Here is a 19,157-nt window from a genome sequence, read left to right as displayed (position 1 = left end):
ACGAAACGCAAAGCGAAGCCCCGCTTCGCGGTAATTCTGTGAGGAGAGAGTCATGGCCAAATTGAAAGCCGTTGCCGCTGCGCCTGCTCTGCAAGGCGATATTCCGGGCCGCCTCGCCGGCAAGATCGCCGTCGTCACGGGGGCCGCGGGCAATCTCGGCGGGCACATCGTCACCCATTATCTTGCAGAAGGTGCAACCGTGGTGATGACGGGGCGCACCCCCGACCGCACCAAGGCGGCGGCCGAGGCGCTGCTGAAGGCGACCGGTGCGGACCCGGAGCGGCTCGCCACGGTGGCACTGGATGGCGGCGACATCGCCTCGGTCCGCGCCGCCATCGCCGAGGTGGTAAAGCAGTTCGGCCGGATCGATATTCTCGTGAACAACGCCGGGAGCGCCGGGCCCAAGCAGCCGATCGAGAATCTGCCGCTGTCGGCGGAGGAATTGGCAGCGCTCCAGAAGACCGGCTCGACCGACAGCGAGACTGTGGGTCAAGCGCTGCGCAACATCTTCGGAGTCGCCTGGAATGTCGCGCGGGTGGCCGCCGAGCACATCCCGGAAGGCGGCTCGATCATCAACGTCTCGACCATCTTCAGCCGCACGCCCTATTACGCGCGCGCCGCCTACGTCGTCCCCAAGGCGGCGATGAATGCGTGGAGCCGCGAATTGTCGCTGGAGCTCGGGCCGAAGGGCATCCGCGTCAATCTGGTCTACCCCGGCCCGATCGAGAGCGAGCGTATTCGCAATGTCTTCGCTGCGATGGACGCCGCGCGCGGGGACGCGGCGGGGACCACCGCGACGCAGTTCTTTGACATGATGAGCCTCGAGCGGGCAACGGGCGGCAACGAAAAGGCCAAGACCTTCCCCACGCCGACCGACATCGCCACCACCTGCGTCTTCCTCGGTTCGGACGAGAGCGCGGCCTACAACGGCCACGATTTCGAGGTCACTCACGGGATGAGCGTGCGCAAGGAACAGCGCTCGACCTACCTTGCGCGGCCCACCATGCGCTCGATGGACGGCACGGGTCTGGCCGTGCTGATCGCGGCGGGCGACGACTGGGAAGAGGCGCTCGAAATCGCGCAGGTGCAACTCGCCTGCGGGGCCGAGGTCGTGCTCGGCCTGCCGCGCGCGGCGGATGTCGCCATTGCCGAGAAGCGCAGCGCGGCGCTCGGCCTGTCTGACAAGCTCTCAATCATCCGCTTCAGCCGCAAGGACCCCGCGGCGATGGAAGCCGCGCTCGAGGACTATACCAAGGGCGGCACCCCCATCAGCGGCGCGCTGTTCCTGCCGGCCCTGGGCGCAGGCGAACTGAGCGGTGCGATCACCGCGGCGGATGATGGCGTGGTCGAGGCGCTGATGGATGCCGAACTGGCGGGCAACATGGCGCTCGCGCGGACCATGAGCCGCTACTGGAAGCGGCACGACAACCTGCTGCAACCGCCGCGCTTCGTCTTCGTCAGCCATGCGAGCGACGGGAAGGGCGACATCTACGGCCACATCCTGCGCGCCGCGACCGAGCAGCTGATCCGCATCTGGCGCGACGAGAGCGAGATAGACACCGCGCATGGCCGCCGCCGACAAGCCGAGTGGGGCAACCAGATCGTGCGCTTCACCAACACCGAGGCCGAGAATATCCGCTTCACCGCAGGCCACGCCGCGCGCATCCTGCTGAAGGAAAGCAAGCTCGGCGAGATCACGCTCTATGTCCCCGCGAACATCGGCGAGGCGACCGGGGCCCGCAAGGCCATGCCCGGCTTCTCGGAGAACATCACCGGGCTGCATCTGGGCAAGGTCGCGCTGATCACCGGCGGTTCGGCCGGGATCGGCGGGCAGGTCGCGCGACTGCTCGCGCTGGCGGGCGGCAAGGTGATGATGGTTGCCCGCCGCGAGAGCGAACTCGCGGTGGCGCGGGCCAAGATCGTCTCGGAACTGGAAGACATCGGCTTTGCGGGCGTCGAGCGCCGGGTGCAGACCCTCGCCAATGTCGATGTCAGCAATTTCGAAAGCCTCAAAGGCGCGGTCGATGCGACGCTCAAGGCCTTCGGGCGGATCGACTACCTGATCAACAACGCGGGCGTTGCGGGCGCGGAGGACATGGTGGTCGACATGGGGGTCGACGCGTGGAACTACACGCTCGATGCGAACCTCGTGTCGAACTACTTCCTGATGCACCACGTCGCGCCGCTGATGAAGGCGCAAGGATCGGGCTATATCCTCAACGTTTCGAGCTACTTCGGGGGCGAGAAATATCTGGCGGTCGCCTATCCCAACCGTGCCGACTACGCCGTGTCGAAGGCGGGCCAGCGCGCGATGGTGGAATCGATGGCGCGCTATCTCGGCCCGGAGGTGCAGTTCAACGCCATCGCGCCCGGCCCCGTGGATGGCGACCGCCTCTCGGGCACCGGCGGCAAGCCCGGGCTGTTCGAGCGGCGTGGCAAGCTGATCCTCGAGAACAAGCGATTGAACGCCGTCCACGCCGCCGCGATCAAGGCGATACGGCGCGGGGTGCGGGTCGAGGCGGTGCTGGCGCGGCTTGCCCGCAACGACACCACCAAGATGAGCCACGACACCAACAACCCGCGCGAATTGCGCGAGCTGGCACTGGCCTGCGCGCGCGAAGGGGACGGCACCTGCACCTGGGACCAGTATCTCCTCACCCCCGCGATCGCCGCCGCGCTGATCGGGCGGCTGCGGCAGGCGGGGCTGTTCCTCGACGCGCCCGAATGGAACGACCGTCCGGCATCGGAAGACGGCGACTGGCTGATGCGCGTGCCGCCGGAAGACGCGCCTTACCTACCTGCCGACAAGATCGCGGTCGAGGCCAAGAAGGTCGGCAGCGGGGTGCTCTCCAAGCTCTACCTCGGCAAGATGCCGACCGAGCATGATGTGGCGCAGGCGACGGTGTTCTTCCTCGCGGACCGCGCCGTCTCGGGCGAGACCTTCATGCCTTCGGGCGGCCTCAGCGTCGAACGCTCGACCACCGAGCGCGAGCTGTTCGGAAGCCCCAAGCAGGAACGCCTCGACCAGATGCGCGGCAAGACCGTGTGGATCATCGGCGAGCATCTCGCCGACTACCTCGCCGAGACCGCACGCGCCTTCATTGAGGATTGCCACGCGGCCAATGTGGTGCTGATCACCCGCACCGCCGAGGCTTTCGAGGCGATCAAGGCGCAGCTCGAACCCGAGACCGCCGAGGCGCTGACCTCGCTGGTCAAGACGAGCGACATCGAAGCCGCGATGGACGAGGCGCTGCTCGCCTGGGGCAAGCCGACCACGATCCTCTCGACCCCGATGTCGGCGCTTCCCGGCAAGCTGTTCGCGACCGACGATCCGCTCACGCCGGAGGAGTTCCGCAATGTGGTGGCCGACAACCTCACCCACCACTTCCGCGTCTCGCGCCGCGCCTCGCTCTACGACGATTGCCAGTTGGTGCTGACCAGCCCGGATGTGCCGATGGGCGACAAGTCCCCGGCCTTTGCGCTGGCGAACTTCATCAAGACCACGCTCCACGCTTTTACCGCCACTCTTGCGGTCGAGAACGAGCGGCTGGTCCACGATGTGCCGGTCAACCAGATCAACCTCACCCGCCGGGTGCAATCGGAGGAGCCGCGCGATCTCGACGAGCATCTCGAAGAGGTCCGCCGCTTCGCCCGCGCGGTGCTGCTCGTCGGCGCGCCGCTGCCCGATGCCGAGGACTCGCGCTACCGGGCGCGGATCTATCGCGGCATGTCGATGACGGTGTGACGCTGGGGGAGGGGGCCTCGTGATCCAGTACCTGCCCTTCGAAAAGCCGATCGAGGCGCTCGACAAGCATGTGGCGGAGCTTGCCGCCCATGCCGAGGGCACCGAGGAGGCGCGGATGCTGCGCGAGCGGGCGGACAAGCTGCTCGCCGACACCTATGCGCGGCTCTCCCCGTGGGAGCGCACGCTGGTCGCCCGCCATCCGCAGCGGCCGCGGTTCGAAAAGCTGGTCGCAGGGTTGTTCACCGAGTTCCTCCCCATCGCGGGCGACCGCACCTTTGGCGATGATCAGGCGATCATCGGCGGCTTCGCCCGCTTCGAGGGGCGCAAGGTTGTGGTGATCGGCCATGTGAAGGGCGAGGACACGCCGGGCCGGCTCAAGCACAATTTCGGCATGGCGCGGCCCGAGGGCTACCGCAAGGCGATCCGGTTGATGGAGCTCGCCGACCGTTTTGGGCTTCCGGTGGTGACGCTGGTCGATACCCCCGGCGCTTTCCCCGGCGTCGATGCCGAGGCGCGGGGGCAGGCGGAAGCCATCGCCCGCTCGACCGAGGCCTGTCTTGCGCTCGGGGTGCCGCTGGTGGCGGTGATCATCGGCGAGGGCGGATCGGGCGGGGCGGTGGCGCTCGCGGCGGCGAACCGCGTGCTGATGTTCGAGCACGCGGTCTATTCGGTGATCTCGCCGGAAGGCTGCGCCTCGATCCTGTGGCGCAGCAGCGCGCAGGCCGCCACCGCAGCCGAGGCGATGCGGGTGACGGCGGGCGATCTGCTCAAATTGGGCGTGATCCACCGCATCGTCTACGAACCGCGCGGCGGCGCGCACCGCGACCATGGCGAAACCGTCAAGCGCCTCACGCTCGCCCTGCGCGCGGAACTGAATGCGCTGTCGGCGCTGACCCCCGCCACGTTGCGGCGCGAGCGTGAGGAGTTCTTCCTGCGCTTGGGCTAGGCGGCGAGCCCTGCTGAAGCCGAGGGACTGGCGGATTCACGCCATGTTCATGGCCGTTGGCCAGAACTGCCAGCCATTATGCGTCGCCATTCTCGAAGTTAGGAAAGCCAGTGTGCTGCGCGCGGCCCTGATTGTTGCGATTGCGGTGCCGCCGCCGGGCTTTGCCGCCTTGGCCGAGGACGCTCCGAGCACGGCGCAGCTATCCGCGCATCTCCCCGACCTTGACGACGCCGACCTGCCGCTCAAGGCCGTGCGTGCCGCGCTCCCTGATTGCGAAGCCGGTTGCATCACGCCCGACGAGGCCACTGCGATGGCGCTTTCTGCGGCCGAGGGCGAGGCCCAGCCCGGCCGCTTCCTGATGGATATCCGCGGCGGCGGGCAGAGCTTTCAGGGCGAACTCGGCACCATGATGTTCGTCAATTCCCGGCAGGACTATGCGACACTCGGCACGCTCACCATCGCGTTTGAGCCCGAGGCGTTGCGAGCCCTGTTGCGCCGCGCACAGGTGTGCGGCGCGGCCGATGTGGTCGAAGGTCAGATCACCGTCAAAGCCTGCTACACTGACGGGCCCCCCGATCTCAACATGTTCACGATGATGCAGCGTCTGAGCGGCCGGCGCATCATCGTGGAGGGCGATGTGCGCAGGCAATGGATCGACTCCCCGCTCGGTTCGCCGAGCCCGGTTGCGAACAAGCGCGGCGAGCATGAGCTGGGATACTATCAGGTCTGGGTGCACGTCACCGAAGCCGCGCAAGTGACCTTCGCCGACGAGGGATAGCGGGGGTTGCGGATCCGAGTGCGCGATACCCTCACTACCGAAGCACGCGCCGCCTCTCTCCGATTTCCGGGGCACCATCCGGCTGTCGCTTCCATCACTGGTTCGGGCTGGGCTGTGTCGGCCACATAGCCCGTGAGGGGAAGATCGAACTCTATTGCGCTGCATCCTTGATGGGAAATGTCTGTTTTCGCATGAAGCGGTCGTTCCCTTAAGGGTGCCTGCTGTTGGCCTTTGCGTGTGCGTGAACGCATCTGCATCCAACCACGGCTGACGATGCATCTAACCTGTCGACACCTTGCATGGCTTTGCCTCCGACGGAGAGACGACAGTGAAACGAACATTCCGAGACATTCTCCACAGCGCCAACCCGCTTGTGCCGCTGCTGGCTGGTGCGCCTTCTCTGGCCGGGCCGGCCAGCACAACGCTTCCTGATAGCGAAGCAGGGCGGATCCCTGTTCGAACCGGGCACGGACCGGAGCTACAGCAAGGCGGGCTACGTCCTCTTGGGCCGGATCATCGAAAAGGTCTCCGGCGAGAGCTACGTTGACTATGCCGAGCAGCACATCTTCGCGCCTTCGAACATGGTGGCCAGTGAGTATGACACGCAGGAGGATGTGACCCCGAAGCTCGCCACCGGCTATTTCCGGGAAGGCGCCTTCGCCGCGACGTGGAAGGCGAACTGGCTGACTCTGCCTTTCAAGGGCAGCCCCGCCGGGGGCGACTATTCGACCAACGCCAATCTGCGCGGCGGCAAGTGGGTCGGGGAGGAGACCCTCAATGCCATGTTTGCCGACAGCGTCCCGCCTGGACGCTCGCCGAGGCGCAAGAGCAGGCTTCCTAGCATCGCGCGCCGCCCCCTTTTGTTTGGCGCGAAAGCCCCTTCACCCGCTTGGCAATGCCCGCTAGGCCGAGCGCTCATTGCTATTGATTGATCATCGCCCAGCGACAGGAATCCAGATGACACGCACATTTTCTCGCAGCCTTGCCACTGTCATCGCCGCACTGATGCTGCCGAGCACGGCCGCATTGGCGCAGGATGGTGCCGCTGCTGTCGCTGGTTCAGATGCCGATTTCGCACAAGAAGACGCGCGCTTGACCGCCTTTCTCGATGCGGAATTTGCCGAGTGGCTGAGAATGCAGCCGCAGCTTGCCACCCGATTGGGAATGCAAGACGGCGGGGATCGCTGGAATGACATTGGTGATGCAGCAGCCGAGGCGCAGGTCGCTTGGCGCGCAGCCAGTGTGGCCAAGATGCGCAGCGCCTTCGACCGCGCCCGACTGTCGCCCGAAGCGCAGGTCAATTTCGACATCTGGGCGCTTGAGGCAGAGCGCGCGGCGCTGTCACAGAAGTTTCGGATCTATCGCCCACCGTTCTATTCGCGGCTGTATTCGGCGCACAGCCAGTTGCCCGACTTTCTGGTCAACACCCACACGGTCGAAGACCGAACCGATCTGACACATTACATCGCCCGGCTGCGCGGGATTCCGGCTGTGCTTGATCTCGCCATTGAACGGACCAAGGCGAGCGAGGCGGCGGGCATTCGTGTGCCGCGCTTCCAGATCGAAACCATTATCGCAGGCAGCCGCCAGCTGATTTCCGGCGCGCCTTACGGGGACGGCCCTGATGCTGCGCTGTGGGCGGACGTCAAGGCCAAGGCCGAGGCTTTGGTTGCCGCTGACAAGCTCACGCGCGGCGATGCCGATGCGCTGCTGGACGAGGCGCGCAGCGCGATTGTGGCCTTGCAACCTGCTTATCAGCGGGTGATCGACTGGGCCGAAGCGCGCCTGCCCGATGCACCCAGCGGCCGGGTTGGGGCGATTACGCTACCGGGCGGCGCCGACTATTACGCTGCCGAGCTGAAGCTCAACACCACCACCGATCTGACCGCGGAACAGATCCACGCGATTGGCCGCTCGGAAGTGGCGCGGATTGAGGCAGAGCAGGATGCGCTGGCGCAGAGCGCGGGCCTGGCGGATCGGCACGCCTATTACGATGAACGCGCCCGGCTCTTCCCGCCGCGCCCTTATGATGATGCGGCGCGCAAGGAATATCTCGACACAGCCAACGCCTTCGTCGCCAAGACCCGCACCTTGCTTGAACCTTTTTTCGGCACCTTGCCCGCCTATGGCATTGAGGTGGTGCGCGAACCGGCCTTTTCGGAAGTGGCAGGCGGCGCAGCCCATGCCTCGGCTCCAAGCCCCGATGGTTCCCGCCCGGCGCGCACCTATGTCCACCTGGTCGGCAACACGCCCGATCCTGCCGCGATGTACACGCTGATGTGTCATGAGGCGATCCCCGGCCACAACATGCAGGGCGACATTCAGGTGCGCCAGAGCGGCGGGCCCAAGTTCCGTTCGGTCACCGGCTATGTTGCGTTCGGTGAGGGTTGGGGCCTCTATGCCGAGGCCATGTGCAAGGAAATGGGCGCTTTCCCCGACATTGCTGCCGATTTCATGCGGCTCGACGCCGAATTGTTCCGCGCCGCGCGGCTGGTGGTTGATACGGGCCTCCACGCCCTTGGCTGGACCGAGGACGAAGCGGTGGAATACATGAACGTCACGGGTCGCCAGCCGCTGCAACGGTCGCGATCGGAGGTGCGCCGCTACATAACGCTGCCCGGACAGGCGACCGGCTACAAGATCGGGATGATCAAGATCATCGAGCAGCGGCGCAAGGCTGAGGCAGCGCTCGGTGAAAAGTTCGATATCAAGGGCTTCCACGACCTGCTGATAGCGTCGGGTTCGCAACCTTTGTCGATCCTTGAACGCCGCGTCAATGAGTGGATTGCCCGCCGCTCGATGTGAGGAAAGGCGGCGCCTCAGAGCAATAACTCGCGGAGGGGCAGCGTCAGATTTCGCGCAGAGACGGCCGGTCTGATCGCCCACCCTGATTAGCCGCATGTGACCGAACCGGGCCGGTCACCGCGCTCCGAAGCGGACGGTTAGCGGGGGCCTTCACCCGCGCCACCGGTCCTTTCGGCGGTGCGGTTTACACGGGGCAGCATGGTGGATCGGCAGAGCTGCGACACGGTCGCGCCCGATTGCCTTTAAACATCCCCCTGAATATTCGGGGTTTTTGTAGGACGTAATGACAGCTTGGACAGGCAAAACCAAAATACAATTACTTAGTCAGATCGCGTTTCCAGTATGCTTGGACAGAGCGCCACGAAAGCCTGGACAATCCGTTAAATAATTCAAAATAGCTTGGATCATCCAGTAGCTCGCCTCGGTGGAGGATCGAGCGAACCCTTCACGGGTCCATTGAGTTAGGTTTCGGGTCACCATTGTCACGCAGGATGGCAATGGCCACAGGTTTTTGAGAATGAGCCATCTGCACGGCCAGCGCGGCGGGCGAAACCTCGCAGTTCATCGAGATCATTGGCCACCACCTTCTGATAACCTCGATCGGTGTAAGCACCATCGTCACGAGCCTTCGCAATCGTTGAACAGGTCGCGCGGTGGAGGATCAGATATTCAGGCCGTGGAGATCGATCAACATTGACCACAAAACCGTCGGGATTATCGGTGATCCACCTTAGGTAGCCTGCGTCATCATTCTCAAAGTGCTGCATCGGTTAGTCATCCTGCTCGCGGGACCGGCGCGTTTTGCGACCTGCATAGACTAGATGACAGTGCGCTCGATGACCCACTGTGGGCACAATGTTTGGCGTTCATCGGGTGTCAATGATTGCGAGGGAACGAGCCGTGTCTTCCAAGATGTGGGATCGGGAACAAACGATCGAGGCATTGGCCGATCGTCTGATAGCCCGAACATTGACGCGGAGAGCGCGAACCGTTCACGCCAGTTCGCGCGTTCAGTGGCCGTGAGACCGTCTTCTCCCAACGCATCGACAAAGAACGCGACGTCTCGACCGTTTCGGTCGGCCCGTTGGCGGGTCGGGATTAGAATTTGGGAAATCGCCTGCCTGACCTGCCAATTGGCATATGGAGGACTTCCCAACTTTGCCATGATCTGCTCCGCTCGGCGAAGGGCGGCCCCTACTGAATTGGCTGAGACGCCACTGATATCTGATGTGACCCCACTCGTATGAGTCGCGCGGTCAAGAAAGAACGCATGATCGATCTCCGAAGGTGCGACGCCGAGCTTCTCATAAAGCGTGTAGAATCCTCGCACTTTACTGCCGTCAAAGCCCGCCGATGCGTAGATTTCATTGTACACCGAACGTACCATCGCCGATGAGCCGAGTTGGGCGAAGGCTTGGGACCAGGTTGAGGCACGCGCCGGATCGAGCCATATCGAGCACATGTAGAGCTCGAGATCGCTCACATTTGCTAAGGTTCGAACTTTCCCCTTTTCGGGCTCAATTGACGGCGACTTGCTGAGAGCCAACGACCGGTCGAGCGCGGCATATTCGACCCCGAATGCAGAATGAAGCAAGTGGGGCGCTCGCTGGCGCAACTCAATAATCACCGCCTGGATCTCGCTGCCCCCCATCATGGTTGCTCCGCGGGGTCCCCAAGTAAGGAGGCTGTCGTCGTTGGTCCGGCATTCAGGTCGTCTAGTTACCTTCTTTCCGTCTGTTCCAAGCTTTGGATTCTGACAGAAATTCCAGGACGCGATCTTGTTGAACTCGGTGGCCTCATATGTGAGGATCAAGGTCATGGACCGCTCTTCCCGGCTGGGTGGAGCAACCCCAGGCATCAGCTTCCGCCACAACGCTTCTGATATCCGGAGAGGCTGTCCCTTGCGCGGAGCGAATGCCGAATATTCAGCGGTGGCTAAAAGGCGCTGCAACGCATGACCCGACTTGGGACCGAACTGGCCGTCAGCGATTAACGCATCCGAGATGCCGGGATCGATGGGACGCAAGAGCTCTTTCATGCGAAGCTGTAACGCTGCGATCGGACCAAAGCCGCCGTCACGCAGGACGACCGGCTTCGCGCGCGTAACGTAGACATAAAGCGTGGGGGATGGGTCGTCCGCTGTGGCAGAAGTGGCGAGCGTGGCGAACGGAATGGAAAGCAGTAGAACTAACTTTCTACCAAGTACGCGCATCAGAATTCTCCCTGTTTGCGAGTCCCGCGAGGTGCTTGCCACTCCCGGCTCAGCCGCTGGGCAGTGCCTGAAAGCGGTCGCGCCTAGCTTCCAAAAACAAGCTCAGGCTTGTACCCACTAGCCGAGCATTTCGCGCCGTTGGCAGTCTGGATCTTGGCCTTTTGGTCGGCGCTGATTGAAGGCGTTACGTCGATAGCCTCGATTTTGGCATCTTCTGTACTCGGCACATTCGCGAACGTGATCGTCAGCAACGCCTGCGTCGCGCTCTTCCCTGGCATCATGTCGGCAACCGCATACATGACCGACTTTCCGGCGGGGTCCGCAGCCGCAACATAGGTGTAGCAGCCTATGCGCTCGACCACTGGCGTGGCGTCAGTGTGGAGCGCAAGCCACTGGTCCACATTGTCGAGGGCGGATGAGGAGTCGAATATCAGCCCGCCGGCATCGGTGTATTGGACTGGATATCTGAAGAGGCCTGCCGCGATCTTCCGGCGCTCCTTCCAGACCGTGGTCTTGAAGAAAATCGCGAATGAATCATCGATCTGCGTCGCGGCCTTCATCTGCTTGACGGTCGCGGGCACGCCCGGCGTGACGACGGGCTTGGGCGTCGGAGGCGCCGGCTCCGTCGTATCGCGGGTCGCGACGACCTCCGTCGGCGCAAACCGCCACGCGTCCCTCAGGCACGACAGATTGTCGATATCGAAGCTATCTACCGCGGCCGGTGGCCGGTCGTGGGTGATCGCCCACATCAGCAATCCCTCGTCGCGATCGGACAAGCCCATTGCCTGGACGCGCGCCAGGATCGGATCGCAAGAGTTCGACGCTTCGCTCTTCGTGGCAGCCTTGCGGAAATTCGCGATGTCGGTGGCCGCGGTGGAGGAAATATAGCTCCCTAGCGTGCCGCCTGGGTTGACCCCGGGTGAAAGGTTGGCGGCAAACGGCGACGAGAGCACATCGGACACGTCCCATACCGGCGAGCCTCCCGACGCCGCCGGCGGGTCGGGGATGAGCGTGGCAACGGGAATTAGCCGAGCGGTCAGAATGACATCGAGCGGCGTGCTCTTATCCTTAGCAGTGAACAGGCCGTTGGTGCGCCATTGAAACTCGGCATCTGCCGGTACGGGCCCAGGCCTGATGATGGGGTGCTTGGAGAATCTTTCGTTGTTGCTCACCGACATCTGACCCAGCACGTTCTTCACCTGGCCCTGATAGGGCGCGGCGATTTCGGCTGGCACTGCTGCGAGCTTGAGCGCGATCGAAAGCGCCGTGTCGATCGTTGCCGAAAGGCCCGGGTTCGCCGAGGTAGTCTGCTTGTAGGTCGGCGCAACGGTAAACTGCTGCTGCTCGTAGCTTCGGACGTAAAACGCCGGCGAAAGGTAGCGCATCTGGTCGATCATGACATCGCAAGTCTTGTTCGAACCTAGAAAGCCGGAGCTTTTCCGGTCGATCGACAGCGGCGTGAACTCAAGCGCACCCATGCCGGGCGACGTAATCGATACACCCATCGTAACATTGTTGGATCCGGACAAGAGCTCCTTGAGATCAATTCCCCAAAGCGATTGCTTCGGGCAAGCGCTGTTAAAGATCATAACCTTGTCGGTTGCAGTAGTAGTGAGCGTAACTTCCAGCCGGACGTAACCGCCGCGCTCGATGTTTGCGGCCAAAGGCGCATCGGTGCTTACGCTCGCGGCATTTTGCGCGTTAGCAGGGCCGGACGCTGTACAGATGGCTGCTATGGCCAAGCAGGCCAACAATACATCACGATTCACGTGGCGCCCCCTTTGCAAATTTCCGGAGCGATGCTGGGCCGTTCGCTCTTGCAAGTCAAATGGATTTGAGAGGGAGTCAAGCGAAAAATTGGATCGGGCATCAGGTGATCAAATACTGGCGAAACCTCGCGCAAAATGTGCTTCAAATTTTCTATGTTAGCCCTCGAGTGATATCCAAATCCAGGTGATTTGTTTAGTTGGATCAATATGCGAACGCATTGACTTAAGGGCACATGCTCCCTGCATACATCGGGGGTAAAAATAAATATATTGAAAAATGATAATAAAAAATCGGATTAATTGTCGTAATTTTCGGTGAAGTTATGAACAGAGTTATATATTTGAAAAAATACTATTCAATTGTCATATAGCAAAAAGAATAATTTATTACAGAAGAATTGAATTACCGATCCCGCTCGACAAAAGATCGTTGCGGGGGCGGTGGCAGATGATAAAATTTTAATCGTTACGACGAGCGGAAATTGCGCGAGGATGCCGGCAGAGTGCTGGCTGCGCGGTAGCATGAGAGGCGCATTCGTTGTTGGACCAGCGGAACTGAATGAGGAGGGGAGGCTCTATCGATCGCTTGCGTTAAGCTCAGCATCGAAGAACTTCTCTCGAGAAATGCGGGCGCGGAAGGCCTGACGCTCGATTTGACTACTCTACTACCCTAGGTCCTAGCTTTCTAGGCGACGACTCTAGGGGCACGCGTGTTCCGGCGCTGCCCAGCGCTACGTTAGGTAGGATTGCATGGTTCGACAACGACGACTCAAGGTGTATTTCGAAGGCGGTTGCCAGCCCAATCCGGGCGCCATCGAGGTGGCCGCCGTCGCGCGCGGAACCACCTATTTCTTCGACGACCTAGGCTGCGGCACGAGCAGCGATGCCGAATGGATGGCCCTGCGTCAGGCACTGCAGGTCGCGCAATCTTTAGGCGAGCCTGACTTTGATCTGATCGGCGACTCTCTGGAGGTCATCCGGCAGGCCAGCGGCATGACCATTCCCGGCTCAAATGCTGCAGCGGAGCACCTCGCGAGATACGAGGTATGTGCTGCACATGGGCAGCCCAGACGCGTAAAGTGGACGCCTCGTGGTCAAAATCTTGCCGGTATTGCCCTTGCTCGACGCAATGCCTCACGATGAAATCTTGATCGGCTAGCACCCAAACAACGACAAGCCTGGTCAACCTTACCCAGCAATTAGATCAGCTTCTGCCCCACTCAAGGGCCACCTGTCGGCTGATTGGCGATCAGTTATGGTCGGTCCAAACCACGGAGCGCACGGATCCTTGCCAGACTGGTTTCGAGCAGATGCTCCACGGCTGCTAAATCGTGAGCAATCTGCAGCCCGGTGTGCCCGGTTGCCCTAAGGATCGCCGCCATCACGTTCTCAGACTGGGTAGCAAGCTCGAGCAGATGCAGGCTGCTAGGGCTTGTTTGTCCGTTCAGCCAGGATCGAGCGGTGTGGTCGCTGACATGGGTCCAACGCATCACTGTCTTGGTTGCTTGGCGCGTTCCTCCGAGCTCTGCCTTTAGGGCTGCACCAATCATATGGGCGAGGACCGCATCGGACAGGTCCGTGGGCGTTCCGCGAAGTTTGCTTCCGCTAATAGGAACCATTTTTCCCTGCTTTCTCGTGTAGCGCAGAGGACCGAAGCGCATTTCGCATTCCGCGCTCGAGGTATCGCATGGTCATTCGATGGACGGACGACAATCATGAAGAGCCCAAGCCGCCCTCGATGATCCGGGCGGCGCAGTACGTCCGCATGTCGACCGAGCATCAGCAGTACTCAACCGATAATCAGGCCGCGACGATCGCCGTCTATGCGCAAAAGCGTGGACTTGAGATCGTCAAGACCTATGCGGACGAGGGCAAGAGCGGGCTGAACATCAAGGGACGACCAGCGCTTCAAGCCCTCCTCGACGACATCGAAAGCGGACGTGCCGACTTCAAGGTTCTGCTTGTTTACGATGTCAGCCGCTGGGGCCGTTTCCAGGATCCCGACGAGGCCGCCAGCTATGAACTGCGCTGCCGGACGAAGGGGGTACGGGTTCTCTACTGCGGTGAGGAATGGGAGAACGACGGGAGCATCGGGTCATCGATCATCAAGACCGTCAAACGCGCGATGGCTGGAGAGTATAGCCGCGAGCTCTCCGTCAAGGTGTTCGCGGGCCAGGCCAATCTCATTCGGCTCGGCTATCGCCAGGGCGGCCCTGCCGGCTTTGGGCTTCGCCGCCAGTTGGTCGACCAGCGTGGTGAGGCAAAAGGCTTGCTAGGCCGCGGCGAGCACAAGAGCATCGCCACCGATCGCGTGATACTCGTGAGGGGACCAGACGAGGAGATCTCTATCGTCCGCGAAATCTATCGGCGCTTTGTCGATGATGGCGAGAGCGAAACCGAGATTGCCCTTGATCTCAATGCCCGCGGCGTTCGCACCGATCTTGGCCGGGAATGGACGCGCGGAACCGTCCACCAACTGCTGATCAACGAGAAGTACATCGGCAACAATGTCTGGGCGCGAACCTCCTGCAAGCTCAAGGGCGAGCATGTCGAGAATGCGCCCGAGGACTGGGTGCGTGCGAACGGCGTCTTCGATGCCATCATTCCCGCGCCGATGTTTGAGGCAGCACAGGCTATCATCGCCAAGCGATCGGAAAAGCTTTCTGACGAGCAGATGCTGGCAGCGTTGTCGCAGATCTTTGCGCAGCGTGGCTTCTTGTCCGGCCTGATCATCGATGAAGCGGACGATTGCCCTTCGAGCAGTGCATTTCGCTCGCGCTTTGGCAGTCTGCTGCGGGCCTACACGCTGGTCGGCTTCGCTCCAGACCACGACTATCGCTATCTTGAGATCAACCGCCGGCTGCGGGCGATGCACCCGGAAATCCTGACGGGCATCATCGACGGCATCGAGGAGGCAGGGGGCACTGTCGTTTGTGATCCGCATACGGAACTGCTGCGGATCAATGGCGAGTTCTCCGTCTCGATCACGATTGCGCGATGCTTCCAAACGGCGGCCGGTGGCAACCGATGGAAGCTCCGGCTTGACGCGAAACTGCGGCCCGACATCACACTGGCCGTTCGGATGGACACGGACAACGAGACCCCGAAGGACTACTATCTCCTCCCGGCGCTCGACATGCGCGAGGCGGCCCTGCGCCTTGCCGATTTCAACGGTCTCTCGCTCGATGCTTATCGGTTCGACACGCTCGAGTTCTTCTACCGGCTGACGGCCCGTGCTGCGCTGAGGGCAGCAGCATGACCGGTGCAAAGCCTGCCCAGCGGATCGAGATGATCCCGATTGACCGGGTCAACATCGTCAATCCGCGCGTGCGCAACAAGAAGTCCTTCCGCGACATCGTCGACAACATCGCCAAGATCGGCCTCAAGAAGCCGATCACCGTCACCAGGCGGATTGAGGCGGAAGGGCCGTTCTATGATCTCGTTTGCGGCCAGGGACGGCTCGAGGCGTTCAAGGCGCTCGGTCAATCCGAAGTCCCAGCTCTGGTTGTCTCTGCTGATCCTGAGGACTGCCTCATCGCGAGCCTCGTCGAGAACTGCGCGCGCCGTCAGCATCGGGCGATCGATCTTTTGCAGGACATCAGGGGGATGCAGGAGAGAGGACACTCCAATCCCGACATTGCGCGTAAGACAGGGCTGTCCCTCGAGTATGTGAACGGTGTGGCCCGCCTGATCGAGAAAGGCGAGCAGCGGCTTCTGCGCTCAGTCGAGAGTGGGATTATCCCCGTGAGCGTTGCGGTCGAGATCGCGGAGGCAGCCGACCACGATGTACAGGCAGCTCTCTCCAGAGCTTACGAAACCGGCCAACTCAAGGGCCGCAAACTCCTCGCGGCTAGGAAGCTGATCGAGACCCGTCGTCGGCGCGGGAAGGGGTTGGGAACCAAGGAGACCCGCTCTCGCGAGCGGGTGTCCGCCGATACCTTGGTCAAGGCGTATAAGGAAGAGACCGAGCGTAAGCGTGCTCTGATCGCGCGCGCAGAGACGACTCAGAACAGGCTGATGCTCATCACCGAAGCGATGCGGCGTCTATCGGTCGACGAGAGCTTTTTGGCGCTACTGGAGGACGAAGGCCTCACGACGATGCCCGGGCGTTTAGCAGAGCGCTTGCATCCATCATCAGGGCTCTCAGCATGAGCAGCAAGAGGCCCATTTCGCTGCCCGACGGTTTCGAGCACACGACCCTGCGCATCCCGATCAGCGAGATCATGCCGTTGCGGGAGGTTCCGTCATCGGTCCGCAAATCGGTGAAGTACAAGCAAATCGCAGCCTCAATCGCTGAGGTCGGCATAATTGAGCCTCCTGTCGTGTTTCGAGATCGCGATGACCCAGCACGTTATCACCTGCTTGAAGGCCACCTGCGGCTAGCGATCCTGCTCGAACATGGCGAGACCGAGGTCGTGTGTCTTGTCGCAATTGAAGATGAGGCTTTCACATACAACCGGCGCGTCAGCCGGATGGCGATCATCCAGGAGCACCGGATGATCCTCAATGCAGTTAAGAAGGGCGTTTCGGAAGAGCGGCTTGCCCGGGCGCTCAACGTCAACATCGGCAATATCCGCGCCAAGCGGAACCTGCTCACCGGGATCTGCCCGGAAGCCGTCGACCTGCTCCGCGACAAGCATGTGCCGCTAAATGCCTTCACCGAGCTGCGTCGAATGAAGCCGATGCGCCAGATTGCCGCTGCCGAGATGATGGTCGCGATGAACCGTTACTCGACCGGCTATGTCAAATCGATCGTCGCAGCGACGGCAGAAGAAGACCTCGTCGAGAAGAAGCACAAGGCTGTCCGCGGCCTGACCGAAGCGCAGATCGAGCTGATGAGCCGGGAAAGTGCCCAGCTTGACCGTGATTTCAAGCTGATCGAGCAGAGCTACGGAGCCGACCACCTCGATCTGGTTCTGGCTATAGGTTACCTTGGCAACCTGCTGCGGAGTGCACCCATTGTGCGGTACCTGGCCCAGCACCATCCGCAGCTCCTCGCCGAATTCCAGAGGATTGCTGAGCTGCAGCAGGCGGCATAATGGGGACCCGGACCCGATAAGCGCGGGGACCGCGGGAGACGCCGCACTGTGGCGCGGATCGAGCGCGGAGGTGGGAATGGCGGCGAACCCGCTCTGAGCCTACCAAGAGCCCGATAGGGCTTATTGGAAGAGTGTGCCGGATTGCTGGGGTCCGGCACACTTCACCTGCGGCATAACCAGATTATCTCAAAAGTGGAGGGTGTTCCTGAGCCTGATTCATCAGGCTGGAGCCTTGGGTTACAAGCGCGCGCAATGCCCGGCGGGAGAGCTATCGAAACACGTCCTTCTGCAAATATAAAGACGCCCGAAGCATATGACCTGCGTTATGACCTTCTGGATCGCATGACATGTCGCACCTTAAGACGTGGGGGCATCGCCCCGTCATTCATGTTCGATACGGGTTCGGTATCAAGCAACCACTTCCGCTTCGGCGACTTTCAAGCCCGCGAAAAGGGGGAGCAGGGGGTCGTGCTCGACTACCAAAAGGCTCTTGTCTCGAAGGATTCGTGAGCAAGCCTCAGCCAATGGAACTCCCCTGCTCATCAGGAATTCCCGAAGAGGCTGGGAACCATTAACGCAACGATCGGCGTCATATGATAGTAAAAGCGTCGAGAAATGATTTATGTCGGATTGATTATACCTAAAAACTCCCCGCATCTGAAAATCCATATTTAGTAATCTACGTTTTACCAGACTATGAACATCATAAGTTGTGCAACCAAGTAGACGCGACACATCATCAGGGCAAAGAGAATTGTTAATATAATTCTGAACGAGATGGATTTGTTCGCGGGACAGCCGGAAGGCTCGCGTATATTGGCAGCGGTAGCTATCTATTCCAAGTTTTCTAATTAAGACTCCAAGCGTATGTGACGTCACGTCTAAACTACGAGCGGCGCTCTTGAGATTGCGACGATCATCCTCACCGTCGTACTTCGACAGTCTGCCCGACGGTGTGGCCAATCCATTTCTCACACGTGCACGCGCGAATGCGTCGGTAATCAGGCTACGGAGACCATCGTCTTCGATAGCTTGGAGCATATTGGGTACGTCATTACATCGAACCTTATAGCGACCTTTGTCGCTGTCCCGTTGCAGCCAGGCGGCTCCGCTCAGGAAATCCGTGATCGTGTCGCCTCCTCCGACAAGTGAGTCAAAGCCGATCTGACAGAGGCTTCTTACGTTTTCATGCGTTGGCGTGTGCTTTTCATCGCCGCGGAATAGCTTTCCGACGCAGACCGATGCTGTCAGTACCGTATTCAGCGACAGGTCCTTCAAATGGTCGGGCAGACCAACGTCATCTGCGATGAAGGACCTTACAATGTAGTGATCAAGTTCACTGGCTATCTGCATCTTTGCATGTTCTGCCCCAATCTTAGTTCCGCTTTTTGTCCAACCAATCTCAGGGTGCCTCCAATCAAGAGGGTCACTGGGCAGGCCGTCGATCAACGCAACATCATGATGGGGGCAGCTGGCGACGGGGACGACATCGAACCATGTGCGAACGTATCGACGCTCATCCAGACACATGGGGCACACCCGGCGACTGCTCTTCGTAATGAATCGAAGGGACAACTTATGCCCGCATATCTCGTAGATGTTGTCGCAACGCTTCGGTGTGCTTGCTTCGAGCGCGTCCAAGCCATCAATCGGCAACTGATGCACGACCTTCAGCATCTCATCATAGTCCCAGTCACGGCCACTGAGGCCCAAGGAGTCGACGAAAGCATCTGCACTCAAGGCATAGTTCCGCTTGGCGGCTCTTTGGAACCAGCCCTGAACGGGCTCCAGAGGGTAGATCTCCGCTGGCCAGATCGGCATGGGCAGGGCTTCGATCGCGCTCGCTGACACGGTACTGGGCAT

At 61.2% G+C, this 19,157-nt stretch carries 13 protein-coding genes; 9 read left to right on the top strand and 4 right to left on the bottom strand.

Features of this window, described 5'->3' with window-relative positions:
* Positions 1-52 precede the first annotated feature (52 nt).
* The 5 genes from ACLBKT_RS09430 (at position 53) to ACLBKT_RS09410 (ending at position 8,274) form a co-directional block, all read left to right on the top strand.
* On the top strand, positions 53-3,745 hold the full coding sequence (locus tag ACLBKT_RS09430) for an SDR family NAD(P)-dependent oxidoreductase (RefSeq protein ID WP_410182657.1): 3,693 nt from the start codon (positions 53-55) through the stop codon (positions 3,743-3,745).
* Between the two features lie 19 nt (positions 3,746-3,764).
* A complete protein-coding gene (locus ACLBKT_RS09425; RefSeq protein WP_410182656.1) occupies positions 3,765-4,691 on the top strand; it encodes an acetyl-CoA carboxylase carboxyltransferase subunit alpha in 927 nt (308 codons plus the stop codon).
* A gap of 43 nt (positions 4,692-4,734) precedes the next feature.
* Positions 4,735-5,469, top strand: coding sequence for a hypothetical protein (locus tag ACLBKT_RS09420; RefSeq protein ID WP_410182655.1), 735 nt, complete (start codon positions 4,735-4,737; stop codon positions 5,467-5,469).
* 389 nt (positions 5,470-5,858) lie between these two features.
* Positions 5,859-6,401, top strand: coding sequence for a serine hydrolase domain-containing protein (locus ACLBKT_RS09415; protein WP_410182654.1), 543 nt, complete (start codon positions 5,859-5,861; stop codon positions 6,399-6,401).
* Positions 6,402-6,426: 25 nt separating this feature from the next.
* The gene (locus ACLBKT_RS09410) at positions 6,427-8,274 is read left to right on the top strand and encodes a DUF885 domain-containing protein (protein WP_410182653.1); all 1,848 of its coding nucleotides are present in this window, start codon (positions 6,427-6,429) and stop codon (positions 8,272-8,274) included.
* Positions 8,275-8,756: 482 nt separating this feature from the next.
* On the opposite strand, the gene ACLBKT_RS09405 is transcribed toward ACLBKT_RS09410, so the two are convergent.
* The 3 genes from ACLBKT_RS09405 to ACLBKT_RS09395 form a co-directional block, all read right to left on the bottom strand.
* A complete protein-coding gene (locus ACLBKT_RS09405; RefSeq protein WP_410182652.1) occupies positions 8,757-9,041 on the bottom strand; it encodes a hypothetical protein in 285 nt (94 codons plus the stop codon).
* Between the two features lie 50 nt (positions 9,042-9,091).
* A complete protein-coding gene (locus ACLBKT_RS09400; RefSeq protein ID WP_410182651.1) occupies positions 9,092-10,486 on the bottom strand; it encodes a hypothetical protein in 1,395 nt (464 codons plus the stop codon).
* Between the two features lie 83 nt (positions 10,487-10,569).
* The gene (locus ACLBKT_RS09395) at positions 10,570-12,255 is read right to left on the bottom strand and encodes a hypothetical protein (protein ID WP_410182650.1); all 1,686 of its coding nucleotides are present in this window, start codon (positions 12,253-12,255) and stop codon (positions 10,570-10,572) included.
* 774 nt (positions 12,256-13,029) lie between these two features.
* Here ACLBKT_RS09395 and ACLBKT_RS09390 point away from each other — a divergent pair.
* The 4 genes from ACLBKT_RS09390 to ACLBKT_RS09375 all read left to right on the top strand — a co-directional run bounded on the left by ACLBKT_RS09390 (position 13,030) and on the right by ACLBKT_RS09375 (position 17,294).
* Positions 13,030-13,398: a ribonuclease HI gene (locus ACLBKT_RS09390; RefSeq protein ID WP_410182649.1), complete on the top strand. Its 369-nt coding sequence runs from the start codon at positions 13,030-13,032 to the stop codon at positions 13,396-13,398.
* A gap of 544 nt (positions 13,399-13,942) precedes the next feature.
* Positions 13,943-15,514: a recombinase family protein gene (locus ACLBKT_RS09385; RefSeq protein WP_410182648.1), complete on the top strand. Its 1,572-nt coding sequence runs from the start codon at positions 13,943-13,945 to the stop codon at positions 15,512-15,514.
* Complete coding sequence (locus ACLBKT_RS09380) at positions 15,511-16,407, top strand: plasmid partitioning protein RepB C-terminal domain-containing protein (RefSeq protein WP_410182647.1); 897 nt, start codon at positions 15,511-15,513, stop codon at positions 16,405-16,407. Before ACLBKT_RS09385 ends, ACLBKT_RS09380 begins: the two co-directional genes overlap by 4 nt.
* Positions 16,404-17,294: a plasmid partitioning protein RepB C-terminal domain-containing protein gene (locus tag ACLBKT_RS09375; RefSeq protein ID WP_410182646.1), complete on the top strand. Its 891-nt coding sequence runs from the start codon at positions 16,404-16,406 to the stop codon at positions 17,292-17,294. The genes ACLBKT_RS09380 and ACLBKT_RS09375 overlap by 4 nt, the downstream gene beginning before the upstream one ends.
* 408 nt (positions 17,295-17,702) lie before the next feature.
* Here the strand turns inward: ACLBKT_RS09375 and ACLBKT_RS09370 are convergent, their stop codons facing one another.
* On the bottom strand, positions 17,703-19,157 hold the full coding sequence (locus ACLBKT_RS09370; RefSeq protein WP_410182645.1) for a TniQ family protein: 1,455 nt from the start codon (positions 19,155-19,157) through the stop codon (positions 17,703-17,705).

The organism is Erythrobacter sp. W302b, from assembly GCF_046452395.1.
Taxonomy (GTDB): Bacteria; Pseudomonadota; Alphaproteobacteria; order Sphingomonadales; family Sphingomonadaceae; genus Erythrobacter.
Note: the sequence above shows the minus strand (reverse complement) of the source record. Positions and strands in the feature narration are given on the sequence as shown.